The organism is Citrobacter sp. CK180, assembly GCF_030333655.1.
GTDB classification, from domain to species: Bacteria; Pseudomonadota; Gammaproteobacteria; order Enterobacterales; family Enterobacteriaceae; genus Citrobacter_B; species Citrobacter_B koseri.
This window is the reverse complement of sequence record NZ_JAOWFM010000051.1, coordinates 163793-180316: the sequence shown is the minus strand read 5'-3', so window position 1 is coordinate 180316 and position 16524 is coordinate 163793. Positions and strand designations below refer to the sequence as shown.

Sequence of the window (16524 nt, the reverse complement as noted above, 5' to 3'; positions counted from 1 at the left end):
CTGACAGCCGGGCGACTTCGGACCGGAGGGACTATGTCACATCTCAAATACGGACTGGACCGTTTGGGTTCCCAACGCGCCCGGCGCAAAGCATTCTCTATTTTTGTCCTTGCGCAGATACCATTGGCGCTTTGCCTCGCGGGTTTCGCGCGGGCAGATCTCTATTTTAACCCCCGTTTCCTGGCCGACGATCCCTCGGCCGTTGCGGATCTCTCTGGGTTTGAAAACGGGCAAGAGGTGCCGCCTGGCGCCTATCGCGTGGATATCTATCTGAACGATGGCTTTATAACTACCCGCGACGTCACGTTTAACGCTGGCGCAAACGGTCATCGACTGGAACCGTGCCTGACCCGCAGCCAGCTCGCTGGTATGGGGGTAAGCACGTCGGCCATCACCGGTATGGATACGCTGGCGTCCGACGCCTGCGTACCGTTGACGGAAATGGTCAAAGATGCCACCACCCGCTTCGATGTCAGCCAACAGCGCCTGTACCTGAGTGTCCCGCAGGCTTTCATGGGCAATCGCGCGCGCGGTTATATTCCACCGGAACTCTGGGATGACGGGATTAACGCCGGTTTGCTGAACTATAACTTTACCGGCAACAACGTACATAACGATGCCAGCGACAGCAGCAATTACGCGTATTTAAACCTGCAAAGCGGCCTCAACCTTGGCGCCTGGCGTCTGCGTGATAACACCATCTGGAGCTACAGCAGTGGCGGTAGCGCGTCCAGTAATGAGAATAAATGGCAGCATGTGAACAGCTGGCTGGAGCGCGATATTACCCCCCTGCGCGCCCGCCTGACGCTTGGCGACAGCTACACCAACGGCGATATCTTCGACGGGATTAACTTCCGTGGCGCCCAGTTAGCCTCTGACGACAATATGCTGCCGGATAGCCAGAAAGGCTTTGCGCCGGTCATCCACGGCATTGCGCGCGGCACGGCGCAGGTCTCGATCAAACAAAACGGCTATGAAATCTACCAGAGCACGGTGCCGCCGGGCCCCTTCACAATTAACGATCTCTACGCCGCAGGCAACGGCGGCGATCTCCAGGTCACCATCAAAGAGGCCGATGGCACCAGCCAGGTCTTCAGCGTGCCGTGGTCTACGGTGCCAATGTTACAGCGTGAAGGGCACACCCGTTATGCAGTGACCGCTGGTGAATACCGCAGCGGCAACGACCAGCAGGAAAAACCAAAGTTCTTCCAGAGCACCCTCCTGCACGGGCTCCCGGCAGGCTGGACGCTGTATGGCGGCACCCAACTGGCCGACAACTATCGCGCCTTCAATTTAGGGGTCGGTAAGAACATGGGCGAGTTCGGCGCGGTTTCGCTGGATGCAACTCAGGCCAACGCCACCCTGCCTGACGACAGCTCTCACCAGGGGCAATCGATACGCTTCCTTTATAACAAGTCGCTCTATGAGACCGGCACCAACGTCCAACTGGTGGGATACCGTTATTCCACCCAGGGCTATTACAGCTTTGCCGACACCACTTACCGCAGGATGAGTGGCTATGACGTTGAAACCCAGGATGGCGTGATTCAGGTCAAACCCAAATTCACCGACTACTACAACCTTGCTTATAACAAGCGGGGCAAGGTTCAGATGAGCATAACGCAGCAGTTGGGACGCACTGCCACACTGTATGTGAATGGCAGCCGTCAAACTTACTGGTCAACCAACAAGGCCGACGAACAGCTACAGCTGGGGTTAAATGCCGCCGTTGACGATATCAACTGGACGCTGAGCTACAGCCTGACCAAAAACGCCTGGCAACAGGGCCGCGACCAGATGTTAGCGTTCAACGTCAATATTCCGTTCAGCCACTGGCTGCGTTCCGACAGCAAATCCGTCTGGCGGCACGCAAGCGCCAGCTACAGCATGTCGCACGACCTGGATGGCCGGATGACTAACCTGGCCGGTCTTTACGGCACGCTGCTGGAAGACAATAACCTGAGCTACAGCATGCAAACCGGTTATGCCAGCGGTGGCGAAGGCAACAATGGCGGAACCGGCTACGCGGCGATGAACTATCGCGGCGGCTACGGCAACGCTAACGTGGGCTACAGCCACAGCGATGGATTTAAACAGCTGTACTACGGGATGAGCGGCGGTGTACTCGCCCATGCCAACGGCATCACCTTAAGCCAGCCATTAAATGACACGGTAGTGCTGATTAAAGCACCTGGCGCCGGAGACGTGAAAGTCGAGAACCAGACCGGCGTACGTACCGACTGGCGCGGTTATGCCGTCATGCCGTACGCCACTGAGTACAGGGAAAACCGCGTCGCGCTGGATACCAACACCCTGGCGGATAACGTCGATCTCGATGATGCGGTGGTCAGCGTCGTGCCGACCCACGGCGCCATCGTCCGCGCCGAATTTAAAGCCCACGTCGGGGTAAAAATCCTGATGACGCTGACGCACAACGGCAAACCCGTGCCATTCGGCGCTATGGTCACTTCCGGCGATAACCAGAGCGGCAGCATCGTGGCAGATAACGGCCAGGTCTACCTGAGCGGCATGCCGCTGGCGGGAAGCGTTCAGGTGAAATGGGGCGAAGGCCCAGGGGCCAACTGCATGGCCCGGTATCGCCTGCCGGAAGAGAGCCAGAAACATGTGCTGAGCCAGCTCTTTGCAGAGTGCCGTTAAGGAAGGAATGATGATGAAAAAACCACTGTATTTCCTCGGCGCTGTGCTGACGCTGGCCTGCGTCAATGTCTTCGCCGCCGACAGCACGATTACGATTAGCGGCTACGTCCGCGACAATGCATGCGCTGTCGCGGGAGAGTCAAAAGATTTTACCGTTGACCTGATGAATAACGCTGCCAAACAGTTTAATGCGGTGGGGGCGACAACCCCGCTCGTCCCATTCCGTATTGTCCTCTCTCCCTGCGGTAACTCGGTTACGGCAGTCAAAGTCGGCTTTACCGGCACGGAGGATGGCAGCAACACCAGTCTATTGAAGATCGATAGCGGTGCCTCGGCAGCCGCAGGCATGGGCGTGCAGATCCTCAATAACCAACAGACGATGCTGCCGCTCAACGCCGCGTCATCATCCATCGCGTGGACCACGCTCACGCCTGGGCAGACCAACATCCTCAACTTTTATGCACGCCTGATGGCTACGCAGATTCCGGTCACCGCCGGGCACGTCAATGCCACAGCAACATTCACGCTTGAATTTCAGTAACCGGAGGCTGAGATGAAACGCAACTATGTAGGGTGGCTTCTGGCAAGCGTACTGACAGCGGCCTCTTCAGGGCTTCAGGCCGCTGATATCACGATTACCGTCAACGGGAAGGTGGTGGCGAAGCCGTGCACGGTGTCTACCACCAATGCCGCCGTTGACCTCGGTGACCTGTATACCTTCAGCCTGGTAACCGCAGGTTCGGCTTCCGCCTGGCACAGTACCGCGCTGGAACTCACTAACTGTCCGATCGGCACCTCCCGGGTCATCGCAACCTTTAGCGGAACCGCAGACAGCACCGGTTATTACAAAAACCAGGGGACCGCCGGCAATATTCAGCTCGAATTGCAGGATGACGCAGGCACCACGTTAAACAATGGCGCCACGAAATCCGTTCAGGTGGATGACTCAACGCAGTCCACCCGTTTTCCGTTACAGGTCAGAGCGTTAACGGTCAACGGCGGTGCCACCCAGGGAACTATTCAGGCGGTGATTAGCGTCACCTATACCTACGCCTGAGTCAGGAGAGTTTGTCATGAAAAAAATCATCGCGCTATTCACCACACTGCTGCTGATGGGTTGGTCGCTGGATGCTGCGGCATTCACCTGTAAAGTCAATGATACCGGGCAGACCATGACCTCAGGGTCAGCGAATGTCTATGTAAACCTGACGCCATCTGTTGGAGTGGGTCAAAACCTGGTCGTAGATTTATCCTCTTCAGTTTCCTGTAAAAACGACTCCTCCGGCGGCTCTATCATTGACTACATCAATTTAACCAGCGGTTCCGCCTTCGGTGGCGCGCTTGCGGCGTTTACGGGGAGCGTTTACTGGGCGGGAAATACGTATCCTTTGCCGATGAACGGTAATTCATCCGTCTATACCATCACTCATACGGATTATCGCGGATTGCCGCTGCGCATGTATCTGACCGCTACCGGAGCAGCGGGAGGCGTCGTCATCAACTCTGGCGAACTCATCGCGCAATTGAATATGCATAAAGTGGCCAGCGACGGAAACCCGAATAATTTCATCTGGAATATTTACGCCAACAATAATGTTGTTGTCCCTACTGGGGGATGCGACGTATCAGCGCGTGATGTCACCGTGACGCTTCCAGACTATCCCGGCTCAATGGCCGTGCCGGTCACTGTACACTGTGCGCAAAACCAGAACCTCGGCTATTACCTCTCAGGTACGACCGTCGATGCCGCCAACTCTATTTTCAGCAACACCGCGTCCTCCTCAGCGGCGCAGGGTATCGGCGTTCAGATGACCCGATACGGTAGTGTTGTTCCCGCTAACAACACCGTAGCACTGGGCACGGTCGGCACATCGCCGGTAAATCTTGGCTTAACCGCAACCTACGCGCGCACCAGCGGCCAGGTCACGGCGGGCAACGTACAGTCGATCATCGGGGTGACATTTGTTTACCAGTAACCCTCCCTCCTCGCTGGAGAAAACAAGGGTGGACTATATCCTGTCTCCCTGTTCAATGGCGGCGGAAGGACTCGCCAGAATGATGACCTGCGGTCAACGGCGACCGGTGCTACTGCAACACCAGACGCAGGAGCGCCTTTCGCTACAGCTAACATCCGAGGTCGGAAGGATTGTCGTTTTTCTCCCTGACGATCCTTACTGGCTGCTGTTTATTCTTAGGGAAGCCGCCTTCCTGCTTGCTGAGGCAGAAACACCGTTGCCCATGCTGATCCTTAGCCGTAGTCCATCCGCCTGGCTATGGCAAACGCTGCTCTACCATGTTCCTGATAAACGGCAACTTACCGCCGTCCGGGCGGTCGCTTCCGACCTTCCTGGGAAACAACTGGCAGCGCTGCTACAGGGTGACTTCCTGCAATACCCGAAACTCCAGCAATTGTCCTTTTTAGACGCGCAGATACAGGGCAAACCGGCAGCGGGGTTAAGTAAAACGGAATTGAGCGCCACCCTCTCTCTTCTGTACGGGTACAGCATCAACACACAGGCGAAGATCCGCGGTGTGAGCCAGAAAACACTTTATAATCAAAGAACGTCAGGACTAAAAAAGATGGTGGCGTCTCACCCGCATCTGATTACCCGCTTTCCTGGAAGCCAGAGCAAGACTCACAACAAGCAGCTCATCGCCGCGCTATCTCCCTTTGAGCGCGAATTTATCCATGCCATTCATAGCCAACAGGTATTCCCGGTATTTCAACCCATAACCGACGGCCACCTGCGGTTGCAGGGGGTTGAAATCCTTTCCCGCTGGAGAAGAGGCGACAACGTATTGCTTCCCGGCGAATTTTTGCCGCAGATCCACGCCGAATACGCCTGGCTTCTGCTCACGGCCTTTGTGCTACAAATAGCAATCCAGAACATTAACCAACACCAGGGTAAGTTCTGGTTCTCAATAAATATTCCACCCTGCATCGCCAACCACGAAAACCTGCTGCGGATGATGGAAACGGCGCGCCAGCAGCTACAGCAGCCGCAATGGTCGGGTAGATTAGTGCTGGAATTTGCAGAAACGGTCGATCTGCATCAGCAAGGAAGAACAGCAGAAAATATGGACAAAATCCAACGGCAAGGCTTTCGCATCTTCCTTGATGACTGCTTTTCACACAGCAGCGTAATGTTTCCCGTCAGGACAATCCGCTTTAGCGGCTACAAGCTGGATATGAGTATCGTGAATGATTTTCAACGCGATCCACATGCACTGGCGCTGATAAAGAGTCTGCTCTATTACTGCCAGTTGACGCAGAGCCGCTGTATTGCCGAAGGCGTCGATAGTCTGGAGAAATTCAATCAGTTGAAAGCGCTGGGAGTTGACCGCTTTCAGGGCTATCTTTTCTCGCCGCCCATCACTCACGATCGTCTGCCGGAGATAATCCAGCAATTTTTACCGAAACATCCCGCACCTCGCTGAACGTACGCTGCGCCTTACTGATTTCATAGAGCGCCGCATGACAGGGGATAACTTTTCTGAGACCGACGTGTTCCACGGTCCGGCGAAGGGCTAACCCCCATCATGCTGCGCGTTTTGTTATACCGCTTTTCAGAGTTTGAAGCTGCCGACCACTTTTTCAAGCATCTCGGTTTGCGATTCCATTGACTGGGCCGCTGCGGCAACCTCTTCTACCAGCGCCGCATTCTGCTGGGTCGCGCTATCAAGCTGAGTAATGGCGATATTAATCTGCTCAATTCCGCGACTTTGCTCATCGCTTGAGGAGCTGATCTCAGAGATTAAAACGCTCACGTCTTCAACCTTCTCCATTAAGCCGTCCATTGTCGTACCCGCCTGGCGAACCAGACCGCTACCTTGCTCAATACTGCTGACCGATTCTTCAATGAGCTTCTTAATTTCCTGCGCGGACTGGGCGCTTCGCTGCGCAAGAGAACGCACCTCACCGGCAACGACGGCAAAACCACGGCCATTCTCACCGGCCCGCGCCGCTTCAACCGCCGCGTTCAGCGCCAGAATATTGGTCTGGAACGCGATGCCATCAATTACGCTGATGATTTCCACCACTTTTGAGGATGAATCATTGATGTTGCTCATTGTGGCAACCACGTCATTGACCACTGAAGCTCCCGCTTTCGCCGCGTCGGAAGCCTGTGTCGCCAGCCTGTTCGCCTGCAACGCATTCTCCGCATTTTGCCGTACGGTGCTGGTGAGCTGCTCCATCGACGCCGCCGTTTCAACAATGGAAGCGGACTGTTCTTCCGTACGGGAGGAGAGATCCAGGTTTCCTCCGGCGATCTGCCGCGAAGCGGAAGAAATTGCCGAGGAGCTGTGCCCAACCTGCTGCATCAAATCCTGAAGGAACGCGATGAATTTATTAAAGTTATTGATGATGGCATTAAATTCCGGGCTTTTACTTTCCACAAGCCGTTGCGTGAGATCGGCGCCGCCGCCGGATAGCGCCTCTATGTTCCTGTTCAGCAGCGTCACATTCCTGAAAATGTTGCGCACAATCAGCATCAGGACAAGGACAATGATAAGGCCGATCACCGTCTGCACGAGCGTGAGTGTTGTCAGTATCGCATTAGACTGGCGCACCAGGTTGCTGCTGGGCGTATCAATCACCAGATACCACGGGCTGCCTTCTATCGACAAAACAAACAGCGAATGGGCGCCGTCTTCGCCGTCATAGCCGCCCTCATATTCCGCTTTTTGCCCCTGGCTCAGCAGATTGAGCAGCGGTAAAGCTGACGGAATATTCAAATCGCGCACATTCATCAATGCGGTATTGCCTTGAGTCGGCGCGCCGTTCCCAACAATTTTGCCATCAGACTCAACAATTAATACGGTTCCCTCGACCGCCTTCCCCATCTCTTTTGCCAGTTGGTTAAAAAAGCCCAACGTCACATCGATAGTGGCGACACCCCAGGCCTTTCCCTCTTTCCAGATTGTCATCGCGCAGTTGGTTCTCGGCTGCGGGCTGGCCGAATCCTGGTAGGCTTTGGCCCATGCACACTCACCTTTTGGCGCAGCCATACCGTCTTTATACCACGGCTGTTCCCAGTATTTTTCTGACTCCGGCTGGTTCCAGACCGTATTAAGCTGGAGCACGCCACCGGCATCGCGCGCATAAAAAGTGCTGAATTTATCGCGGCCCGGCTCGCGCAGCCCGGGTAATGGCCAGATGCCGCCGCCAAAAACATTCAGATCGCCATACTGGTTCACAAACAGCGGCAAGAGCGCGTCAATTTGATCGCTCTGAAGCCCGGAAACCAGTTCGGTGATCGTGCGCTGCTGCGCTTTAACGCGGTTCATTTGCTCTTTTATCGCGTCACTTTGCAGCTCGACCGTGGCTCTTATATTTCTGGTTTCCGTTGCAATAATCTGCGGAGAGACAAATTGTTTGATAACAACAAACGTAACCAACAGTAATATAACAAAAAAACTTATAAGCAGGAGTGTCACTCGGGCTTGAGTTGTTTTCCACATCATGGGGTAGGGTCTCGATCGGTTTGGATAAGTGTTATAACGACATTTATCCGCAATTCTTTACTTATTTCGATCGCTCTGAATAAGGTTTTCCCCACATAAAATAAAAACAGCATTTTAATTAACCGTCGTCCATCTGACCTTGTATAAGGCCGCACATCCGCTTTCAAAAATAATTAAATACATATCATGAAGTTGCACAATCCACGCAATGCATCGCAGGCTAATGAAGTTTTATTTTTCAACTTATGATGTCAGTTTTATTCCTTACCTTTATTTTTTATCGCCTTGTATTTTTTATTAATACGCCCGGCCCCGCTCCGGCGCGACTGCCGAAGCGGAGCATTCATAGCCAAAAACTAGATAGCACGGCGTTTATAAGGACGATAGTGCGGTAGCCAAAAATGCGCCGTAATGCGCTGTGTCAGCACTGCATCATCCAGCGCATCCGCTACGCCGGACAGCTGCGCCGCCTTCCCCACCGCAAAGGCAATACGGCGGGTTACATCGCATATCATATTGATTTCCGGCAGCAATCCTCCGCCATGATGACGCACCAAAGGCGAGGCGTCGGCAAGCGCGCGGCTCGCCGCCATCAGCATCGTTTCCGTGATCCTCCTGGCGCCGCTGGCAATTGCGCCAAGACCAATGGCAGGAAAGATATACACATTATTACACTGCGATACCGGTATCGTACGTCCGGCAAAATCTACCGGCTCACAAGGGCTTCCCGTTGCGATAATCGCCTGTCCATCAGTCCAGCGGATAAGATCCTGCGGCCGGGCCTCCATTCTGGAGGTCGGGTTAGACAACGGCATAATAATCGGGCGCTCGCAGTGGCGATACATCGTACGCACCACCTCTTCAGTGAACAGCCCCGCCTGCCCTGAAACGCCCAACATCACGCCAGGTTTCGCGTTATGAATGACCTCCAGCAAGGATGGCGTCGCGCCAGCGTATGCCCATCCAGATAGCATTTCAGGAGGCTGCGCCAGCGGAACCTGAAAATCAGCCAGCGACGAGGCGGTGGTCATCACCAGGCCGTCGCGATCCACCATGAAAATCGTTTTGCTGGCCTCTGCGGCGTCCATACCTTCGGCCACCCGGCAGGCGATGATATGGCGGGCAATGCCGCAACCCGCCGCCCCTGCGCCAACGATGACCATCGTCTGCTGATTAAAATCACGCTGGCTGGCGCGGCAGGCCGCTAAAATTGTCGCCAGCGCGACCGACGCCGTTCCCTGAATGTCATCATTAAAACAGCACAGCTCATCACGATAACAATGCAGCAAAGGAACCGCAGTATGCTGGGCAAAGTCCTCAAATTGCAGCAATACATCCGGCCAGCGACGTTTCACCGCAGCGATGAACATACCGATAAACGCAAAGTAGTCTTCACCGGTGATGCGCGGATGCCGCCAGCCCATATAGCGGGGATCGTCTAATAATCGCGGATTGTTTGTCCCGACATCCAGCATAACGGGCAACGTATGCGCCGGATTTACCCCGCCGCAAACGGTATACAGAGACAGTTTGCCAATCGGTATCCCCATTCCCCCAACGCCCTGATCGCCCAGTCCCAGAATGCGTTCCCCGTCCGTCACCACAATCACTTTGATATCGTGTCTCGGGATATCATGCAGAATATCGTCAATACGTTCGCGATCGGGCCACGAAATAAAGACCCCTCTGGCGCGACGGTAAATCCCGGAAAACTTTTCACAGGCCGCGCCAACAGTCGGGGTATAAACAATCGGCAGCATTTCCGGGAGATGTTTTTTCAGCAGGTAATAAAATAGCGTCTCATTCGTATCCTGGATATTACGCAAATAAATATGCCGCGCGTTATCAGACTCCGCCTCCAGATATTGTTGGTAAGCGCGTTCCGCTTGCTCATCAATATTTTCGATAGCGCAGGGCAACAATCCATTAAGATTAAAATCATTCCGCTCTTGCTGAGTAAAACTGCTCCCCTTATTCAATAACGGCGATTCCAGTAACAGTTTCCCCGTAAACGGGACGTATAAAACATCGTGTGTCACGTTGCTGTCCATGAGTTAAACCCGGTAATAAGAAAAGCGTTAAATCAGCACATAGTTGGCAATCAACATCGCGGCAATCCCCGCCAGCGCCGGGAGCAGCGTTCTTCTGACGATCATAAACGGTGAGCATTCGCCCGCTTTGCTCACGGCGATAATGATACCCGCAACCGGAGAAATAGAGCGCCCCATTCCCGCCATCAGCTGCATAGGCAGAATCATATTGACCGCGCTTTCACCAAACTTCGCCGCGATAGAGGGCGCCAGCCCGGAAAAGGAGAAGAATGCCGCCACGCCAGAACCGGTTAATACCGCGGTAACGCCTACCAGCGCCGTCATCACCAGCGTCATACTGGTAAAGCCCAGACCAGCGCTTTGTACAGACTGAAGGAGATAGTCCACTGCGCCGATTTTCTGTAGCCCCTGGGCATAGATATCCGCACAGACCAGTAAAGAAACGATACTGGTAAACATGCTTCCCATTCCTTTGAAAAATACCTGCAACCCTTTGCAACAGGCGCGGAAATCACGCGTGGTGAACAGCTCGAAGAAAAAAGCGACCACCGCCCCGAGGATCATCGCCGTCACAACGTCAATTTTGATGGATGCGATCGCCAGCGGGCTGAAAACCAGAACCAGAATGACGGGCAATACAGGCAGCAGCGCATAAATGGCGGGCACTTTGCGTCCTTCTTCTTCCGCTTCAGCAACCTCTTCCGTCCCCGGAACAAACCCATCTTTTTTATCGAAATATTTGGCGGTAAAGAAAATCACCACCGCGACGGCCAGCATAACCACAACCGCCACCGGCATCTGATAGTGCGCAAAGTAAATCGCGCTTTCCATTCCGGCATGTTTGGCCGCAAGATTCGCCGTTCCAACCGCCGGGCCAAGATCCATAAACGCGCACAGGCCGATCATCGCGGCAGCGGACGCTTTACTGACGCCCAGCCGCACCAGAACGGGAAAGAACGTCACCAGTAATAACATCGCCAGCCCGGCAGCGCTGGAGATCGCCACATGCAGAAGCTGCGCGCAAATGTAGCCCAGCGCAAGAATAAGATAAGGCGCTTTAATGACCTGCAAGGGACGAATACACATATTCACCATCGCATTCGAGGCTTTGATGTGATCCATATAACTGGCGAATCCCCCCGCCGCCATAATAATTAAGCCGATACCCGCGATTTGCGTGGTTAAAGACTCTTTTGCAAAACTGAAGATATCCAGCCAGGTTGACCCGGTAGATTTTGCTTTACCATAAAGAATACTATTCTCTGGGTAAAACAGAACGGTAACTGTTAATAACGCCAGCCCCGCGAATAATAACACAGTTTGCGGCTGGTAATTTTTCACAATTAACCACGCGGCAATTACTGTTATCACTATTGCTATAATAAATGCAGTCATAACAACAATCCCTATACCATACAAATCAGAGATGTCAGCCTTATGCAAGCAGCATTTTCACCAACAGCTAAAAACCTGCTCATACATATTGCCATGAGAATATGTCCGTCAGTTCACGGTATTAAATAATTGCACTGTCGATTTAATCGTAATAAACCACCGTGCTATAAAATATGGGAAAGGGCTTTTCCCATATTTTTTTGTGAGTAAGATCGCATCTTATCTACATGGGGCGCGATCCCGCAGAAAATAAGACGTTTTACTAAATTGCCAGCCACGGAATGATTGACGGCAGAGGTATCTTTTCATATAACAATCTCAATATAAAACGTCACCGGGTACTACACATGTACAGAAAAAACACATTAAGTCTGGATGAGTATAATTCACTCACCCAAAATATTGGTGACCTGACCGAGTCTGAATGTCGGCTTAATGACTATATTAATAAACACTTCAGCGAATTACCTTATCATGGGATTGTCGATCTTTCCCAGAATGCCGCCGTGAGCAAAGCAACCATCGGGCGCTTTCTGAATAAAGTCGGTTTTACCGGCTATGCGGCTTTCAGAAGAGCGCTGGATACCACGCTGTCAAAAAACAAAATCGCCGCGCCTTTTGAGAAAAACAGTCGCCAGCGGCCTAAAAACACCACCAAAACAGAACAGATTGTTGATACCTTTAATAATAAAGTCACTTCATTATTTAATGGTTTTAAACAGACCATCAGCATCGATAGCCTGAATAAATTCATCGAACTGGTACTCAACAGCCAGCGCCATATTTATGTGGTCGGCCCTTCCTCCTCCCATGCGATGGCGCTGCATTTTTGTACGTTGTTAAAGTACTTTCGCAGCAACATCACTCTTCTGCCTACCGACATCAGCGAGTTGCCCAAGTGTCTGATAAACATCGAACCAGATGATGTTCTGATCGTATTCTCCTACTATCGCTTTAACCGGGTCGCACTCAATATCGCGAAATGGTTCAGAAAGAAAAATGCGACCGTCGTGCTGATCACCAATTCTGATGCCAATCCTTACGGTAAATTCTGCGATCTTCAGTTTGTCCTGCCAAGCGACGTGGAGTCCATTTTTCAAAGCCGAATTCTCGGTTTCTTTTTTATCGAACTGATTCTGCATCTGGCCTATGAGAAGAGTGACAATGAAGGCAACTTTGCCCAACTGGAAGAGTTGTTTCTCTTCTTTGAGACATTTTCCGCTTCTTCACATAATACCTGACCAGCAGAGTCGGGAGGGACGCTCCCGACATAAAGCGCTACGCAATATCGATGACTTTCATTTCATCAAACCGCGCGAGGGTCTCGGCAATCAGCGCATCGTTGCAACCAATATAAGACAACGGCTCGCAGGCATCGGCAATTTCTTCTGCGGATAACGACGCCCGAATTTCCGGGCTGGCGTGGACAATGTCGATAAGACTTTGCTCACCATTCGCCTGACTGAGCAGCGCTTTAACTAAATTATAAGCGGGTTCTCGCCCTATTTTGTTCGCCAGACTCATCGTAATCGATTCCGACATAATGAAAGATTTCGAGCAGTCAAAATTAGCGCGCATTCGGTCTTCATTCACAATAAGGTGGGAAAGCAGCTTTTTGGCCCGGCTAAGGCTGACCGATAAGGCGTTCGACGCCTCGGGTAGAATAGTCCAGTTCAATACTCTCATCGACGCCGCGCGCACATCCTGCTGATCCAGCATCGCAGGCGCGCCGGAGGCGTACATCCAGCCCATCCTCGCCAGCGTCTGAATCATATTGCTGGCGCGCGGATTAGCCTTGTGCGGCATGGTGCTGGAGCCTCCGCCGCCCTCACCTTCAAGCACTTCCGCGATGGGGGTGCGTCCCAGGGTTTCCACGTCATTCGCCAGACGGCAGAGCGTACCGTGAATCAGCGCAAAGCATTGAACCACTTCAACAATTGCATCCTGGCTGGCATTGTTTATACCACAGGGAACGTTTAGTCCCAGCGCCCGCATCAACCGCTCACGCGTCGCCATTCCCTGAGAACCGACGGAGGCAAGGTTCCCCACCGCGCCGCCAAACAGACCCGTAATCGCCCGGGGATAGAGCTGTTGCAGCCGGTTCAGATGCCGATTCACCTCCGCCAGATAGCCGGAGACATGCAGCCCCCAGGTCGTGGCGGATGCATCAACCGAATTGGTGCGCGCAACCATAACGGTGCGGGCATGCTTTAAGGCCATGCCCTTCATCTCTTCCCCTACCTCAATCAATTGCTGATATACCCGTTGCAGCGTCTGCTGTAATCGCATCGCCACGCCGGAGTCCAGCAGATCCTGGGTGGTGCATCCCCAGTGGAGATAGCGGCTAACCAACGGAGAGCCAGCAGCCGAAATCTGGTCGATCAAGGGCTTAATCGCCATGCCTACCGTTTGCGTTCCCTGGGCTAAAGCAGGCCAGTTTATCTCGATGTTCTGACATACCTGCTCGATTTCAATCGCCGCCTGTTCAGGAATAATGCCCAGCTCGCTTTGCACGCGCGCTACCGTTGCTTCAAACGTCAACCAGCAGCGAAGCAGATTGTCGTCAGACCAGATTTCCCGCATCCGACTCTCGGTAAAGAGCGATGAATAGAGGTCAGAATCAAATACTGTTGTTTGCTTACCGTACATACTGCGACTCTCCGGCAATATAAAGCATCTTAATATAAAAGGTCGTGAATGAATCTTGCGGGATCGGCCAACTGATTAACAGGGGAAAATAAAATTCCCATTCATAAAATACGTCATGAGAATTTTGTTTTCCCTTTTTAACACCCGAAAAACACAAAAATGAGATAGCTATCACAATGAGTTGCCTTGTTAGTGCAACGCGTATTTCGCTTTGCTTTAACTTTTCGCAAATAATCACCATTAAATTTAGCAACACGATAAAACAGGACATCGTTATGCGCTAAAAATCACATTTTGTAATGAGAAAAAATAATTCCCATATCATGACTTTCCTTTTTTCCAGAACAATCCCCCCTGCGATAAACCGCTCACTCGAACAGACAAATAAGCTAACTATTGTTTTCTGGGGATGCTATGAAAATAAAAATTATTTCACTCATTCTACTGATGGGGATGACAACCTCCTCATATGCGATGAGTATCTATAATAAAGATGGAAATACGCTGGATATTTATGGCCGTGTAGAAGGTAAAATTGCCAGCGGAGAAAACTCTTATGCCGGAAGCGAAACACGAACGAATCTGGGTGGCCGTCTGGGGATTTACCTCACCCGGGATTTGGATTTTATCCCCGAGACAAAGATCGTGGGCCGTCTGGAATGGCAGGTGCGAACCGAAAAAAACGACAGCAATACCGGGGATAGCGATTTAAAAGCGCGCTACTCCTATATTGGTTTGTCCAATAAAACCTGGGGCGAACTGATTGTCGGCAGGACTAAAAACCCGTTGTATCAGGTCATGAAAATGACTGATAAATATAAAAACTTTACGCCGAATATTTACAGCTACGGCATCACCACCATTGATGACTCCTACCAGTTCAACCGCCAGGACGGCACCGTACAATGGAATGCTAAATTTGCAGGCAATGAGATACAGCTGGCGTGGGTCGCGGGCAATGGCAGCAGTAATGAAGCTCTGGATTATGGCGCAATGGCCAGTTACAGAAACACGCTCAGACTGGGGGATTTCAGACTCACACCGGCGATTGCCGCCAGCCGTTATAAACGCCAGGATGGTGTAAAAACCACCGATGGCCGGAATCAAAACGACCAGATCATGGCAGGCTTGCAGCTCAGCTATAAGAACGTTGAAGCCGCCGTCACCGCATTACGCACATCCATTGCGCGCGATAATAAAAGCGACAATGACTTTAAAGGCATGGATTCATTACTGTCCTGGAAATACGGTAAATTTAAATTCCTTACCGGTTACAGTTTCCTGGATGAGAAAGATAAATCCGTCTATGAAAAAGAGGACTGGCGTGTCGAAACACAAATAACATTAGCCGATGATACCTGGTTATCATTTACTTACGATAAAGCCTTCGCCAATAAAAACCAAAAAGTCAATGATGACGCGCTCATCGTTGGACTCCGCTATGACTTCTGACAGGTGATTTATGAAAAGAATAATGCAGTTATCCCTTGCATCAACTTTTTTATTTGGCAGTTTATGTGTGCATGCTGATGCGCTATTAGCGCCCTCACCCTATGCAAAAATAGAGGGGGATAATAAAATTGTCGCGCTGTATGGCAACTCGTTTACGTTCTATAACAACAATATTAATACCCGGTTGCGGGATCTGACGCGCTCTTTACTGCCGAATCACGCGAAAGGGTATAAATATCGGGGGATCACCATCTCAAGCGGTCATTTAGGCTGGCAAATTCATAATCTCGCCTATCAGAATACATTGCAAAAATGGGACGTTGTCATCTTGCAAGGCAACTCCACGGAGACGATCTCACAGAAAGAGAGCACCCGGCAGAATTTCATCGAATCCGCGACAAAAATGGCGGATATGGCGCATCAGGCAGGTTCAAAAGTCGTGTACTTCATGACCTGGGCAAAGCGGGATCAACCAGAGGATATACAGAAACTTGCTGACGCCTATGTTTCCATTGCGCAGAAAACTGGCGGCTATGTCGCGCCGGTCGGCCTGGCTTTTGAAAAAGCGCGTAAAGCACACCCGGAAATTAATCTTTATTACCACGATGGCGTACACCCTTCCATCGCAGGAACCTATTTAGCCGCCTGTGTGTTCTTTGCCACGCTGTATAACCAGTCGCCAGTGGGCGGAGCGCTGCCCGTAGACACGGATATGACCCCTGCCACCACAAAAGCATTGCAGCAGATTGCGTGGGAAACCGTCAGCGAATTTCAGAAATCATCATAGCCGGTTGCCCGATGGCGCAAGCTTATCGGGCCTACAATCTCACCACACCGTAGTACCGTAGGCCGG

12 protein-coding genes are annotated in these 16524 nt (G+C 52.0%); 8 read left to right on the top strand and 4 right to left on the bottom strand.

Features of this window, described 5'->3' with window-relative positions; translation table 11 throughout:
* Nucleotides 1-33 precede the first annotated feature (33 nt).
* The 5 genes from OGV50_RS13420 to OGV50_RS13400 are packed head-to-tail and all read left to right on the top strand — an operon-like array spanning nt 34 to nt 6096.
* Complete coding sequence (locus OGV50_RS13420; protein WP_115609730.1) at nt 34-2658, top strand: fimbrial biogenesis usher protein; 2625 nt, start codon at nt 34-36, stop codon at nt 2656-2658.
* 10 nt (nt 2659-2668) lie between these two features.
* Nucleotides 2669-3199: a type 1 fimbrial adaptor subunit FimF gene (gene fimF, locus OGV50_RS13415; protein WP_049008429.1), complete on the top strand. Its 531-nt coding sequence runs from the start codon at nt 2669-2671 to the stop codon at nt 3197-3199.
* Nucleotides 3200-3211: 12 nt separating this feature from the next.
* Nucleotides 3212-3715, top strand: coding sequence for a type 1 fimbrial minor subunit FimG (fimG, locus tag OGV50_RS13410; protein ID WP_012134486.1), 504 nt, complete (start codon nt 3212-3214; stop codon nt 3713-3715).
* A 16-nt stretch (nt 3716-3731) separates the two neighbouring features.
* A complete protein-coding gene (locus tag OGV50_RS13405) occupies nt 3732-4634 on the top strand; it encodes a fimbrial protein (RefSeq protein WP_058668445.1) in 903 nt (300 codons plus the stop codon).
* A 55-nt stretch (nt 4635-4689) separates the two neighbouring features.
* Nucleotides 4690-6096, top strand: a complete 1407-nt coding sequence (locus OGV50_RS13400) for an EAL domain-containing protein (RefSeq protein WP_200091477.1) — start codon at nt 4690-4692, stop codon at nt 6094-6096.
* A gap of 129 nt (nt 6097-6225) precedes the next feature.
* On the opposite strand, the gene OGV50_RS13395 is transcribed toward OGV50_RS13400, so the two are convergent.
* The 3 genes from OGV50_RS13395 to dcuC all read right to left on the bottom strand — a co-directional run bounded on the left by OGV50_RS13395 (nt 6226) and on the right by dcuC (nt 11570).
* A complete protein-coding gene (locus OGV50_RS13395; RefSeq protein WP_080750339.1) occupies nt 6226-8124 on the bottom strand; it encodes a methyl-accepting chemotaxis protein in 1899 nt (632 codons plus the stop codon).
* Nucleotides 8125-8480: 356 nt separating this feature from the next.
* The gene (locus OGV50_RS13390; RefSeq protein ID WP_200091108.1) at nt 8481-10175 is read right to left on the bottom strand and encodes an NAD-dependent malic enzyme; all 1695 of its coding nucleotides are present in this window, start codon (nt 10173-10175) and stop codon (nt 8481-8483) included.
* Nucleotides 10176-10202: 27 nt separating this feature from the next.
* Nucleotides 10203-11570, bottom strand: coding sequence for a C4-dicarboxylate transporter DcuC (dcuC, locus tag OGV50_RS13385; protein WP_047459531.1), 1368 nt, complete (start codon nt 11568-11570; stop codon nt 10203-10205).
* A 347-nt stretch (nt 11571-11917) separates the two neighbouring features.
* Between dcuC and OGV50_RS13380 the strand changes: the two genes are divergently transcribed.
* The gene (locus OGV50_RS13380; RefSeq protein ID WP_049010346.1) at nt 11918-12811 is read left to right on the top strand and encodes a MurR/RpiR family transcriptional regulator; all 894 of its coding nucleotides are present in this window, start codon (nt 11918-11920) and stop codon (nt 12809-12811) included.
* A gap of 37 nt (nt 12812-12848) precedes the next feature.
* On the opposite strand, the gene OGV50_RS13375 is transcribed toward OGV50_RS13380, so the two are convergent.
* A complete protein-coding gene (locus tag OGV50_RS13375) occupies nt 12849-14219 on the bottom strand; it encodes a class-II fumarase/aspartase family protein (protein ID WP_199971728.1) in 1371 nt (456 codons plus the stop codon).
* A 414-nt stretch (nt 14220-14633) separates the two neighbouring features.
* Between OGV50_RS13375 and OGV50_RS13370 the strand changes: the two genes are divergently transcribed.
* Both OGV50_RS13370 and OGV50_RS13365 read left to right on the top strand, forming a co-directional pair.
* Nucleotides 14634-15671 carry a porin gene (locus OGV50_RS13370; RefSeq protein ID WP_286488586.1) on the top strand — a complete coding sequence of 346 codons (1038 nt, stop codon included), beginning with the start codon at nt 14634-14636 and terminating at the stop codon, nt 15669-15671.
* Between the two features lie 10 nt (nt 15672-15681).
* The gene (locus OGV50_RS13365) at nt 15682-16458 is read left to right on the top strand and encodes an SGNH/GDSL hydrolase family protein (protein WP_200091106.1); all 777 of its coding nucleotides are present in this window, start codon (nt 15682-15684) and stop codon (nt 16456-16458) included.
* Nucleotides 16459-16524: the final 66 nt, after the last annotated feature.

Bases quoted from the DNA above. Each gene is read 5' to 3' on its own strand.
- OGV50_RS13420 (WP_115609730.1), top strand. From the start codon at position 34: ATGTCACATCTCAAATACGGACTGGACCGTTTGGGTTCCCAACGCGCC.
- fimF (WP_049008429.1), top strand. From the start codon at position 2,669: ATGATGAAAAAACCACTGTATTTCCTCGGCGCTGTGCTGACGCTGGCC.
- fimG (WP_012134486.1), top strand. From the start codon at position 3,212: ATGAAACGCAACTATGTAGGGTGGCTTCTGGCAAGCGTACTGACAGCG.
- OGV50_RS13405 (WP_058668445.1), top strand. From the start codon at position 3,732: ATGAAAAAAATCATCGCGCTATTCACCACACTGCTGCTGATGGGTTGG.
- OGV50_RS13400 (WP_200091477.1), top strand. From the start codon at position 4,690: ATGGCGGCGGAAGGACTCGCCAGAATGATGACCTGCGGTCAACGGCGA.
- OGV50_RS13395 (WP_080750339.1), bottom strand. From the start codon at position 8,124: ATGATGTGGAAAACAACTCAAGCCCGAGTGACACTCCTGCTTATAAGT.
- OGV50_RS13390 (WP_200091108.1), bottom strand. From the start codon at position 10,175: ATGGACAGCAACGTGACACACGATGTTTTATACGTCCCGTTTACGGGG.
- dcuC (WP_047459531.1), bottom strand. From the start codon at position 11,570: ATGACTGCATTTATTATAGCAATAGTGATAACAGTAATTGCCGCGTGG.
- OGV50_RS13380 (WP_049010346.1), top strand. From the start codon at position 11,918: ATGTACAGAAAAAACACATTAAGTCTGGATGAGTATAATTCACTCACC.
- OGV50_RS13375 (WP_199971728.1), bottom strand. From the start codon at position 14,219: ATGTACGGTAAGCAAACAACAGTATTTGATTCTGACCTCTATTCATCG.
- OGV50_RS13370 (WP_286488586.1), top strand. From the start codon at position 14,634: ATGAAAATAAAAATTATTTCACTCATTCTACTGATGGGGATGACAACC.
- OGV50_RS13365 (WP_200091106.1), top strand. From the start codon at position 15,682: ATGAAAAGAATAATGCAGTTATCCCTTGCATCAACTTTTTTATTTGGC.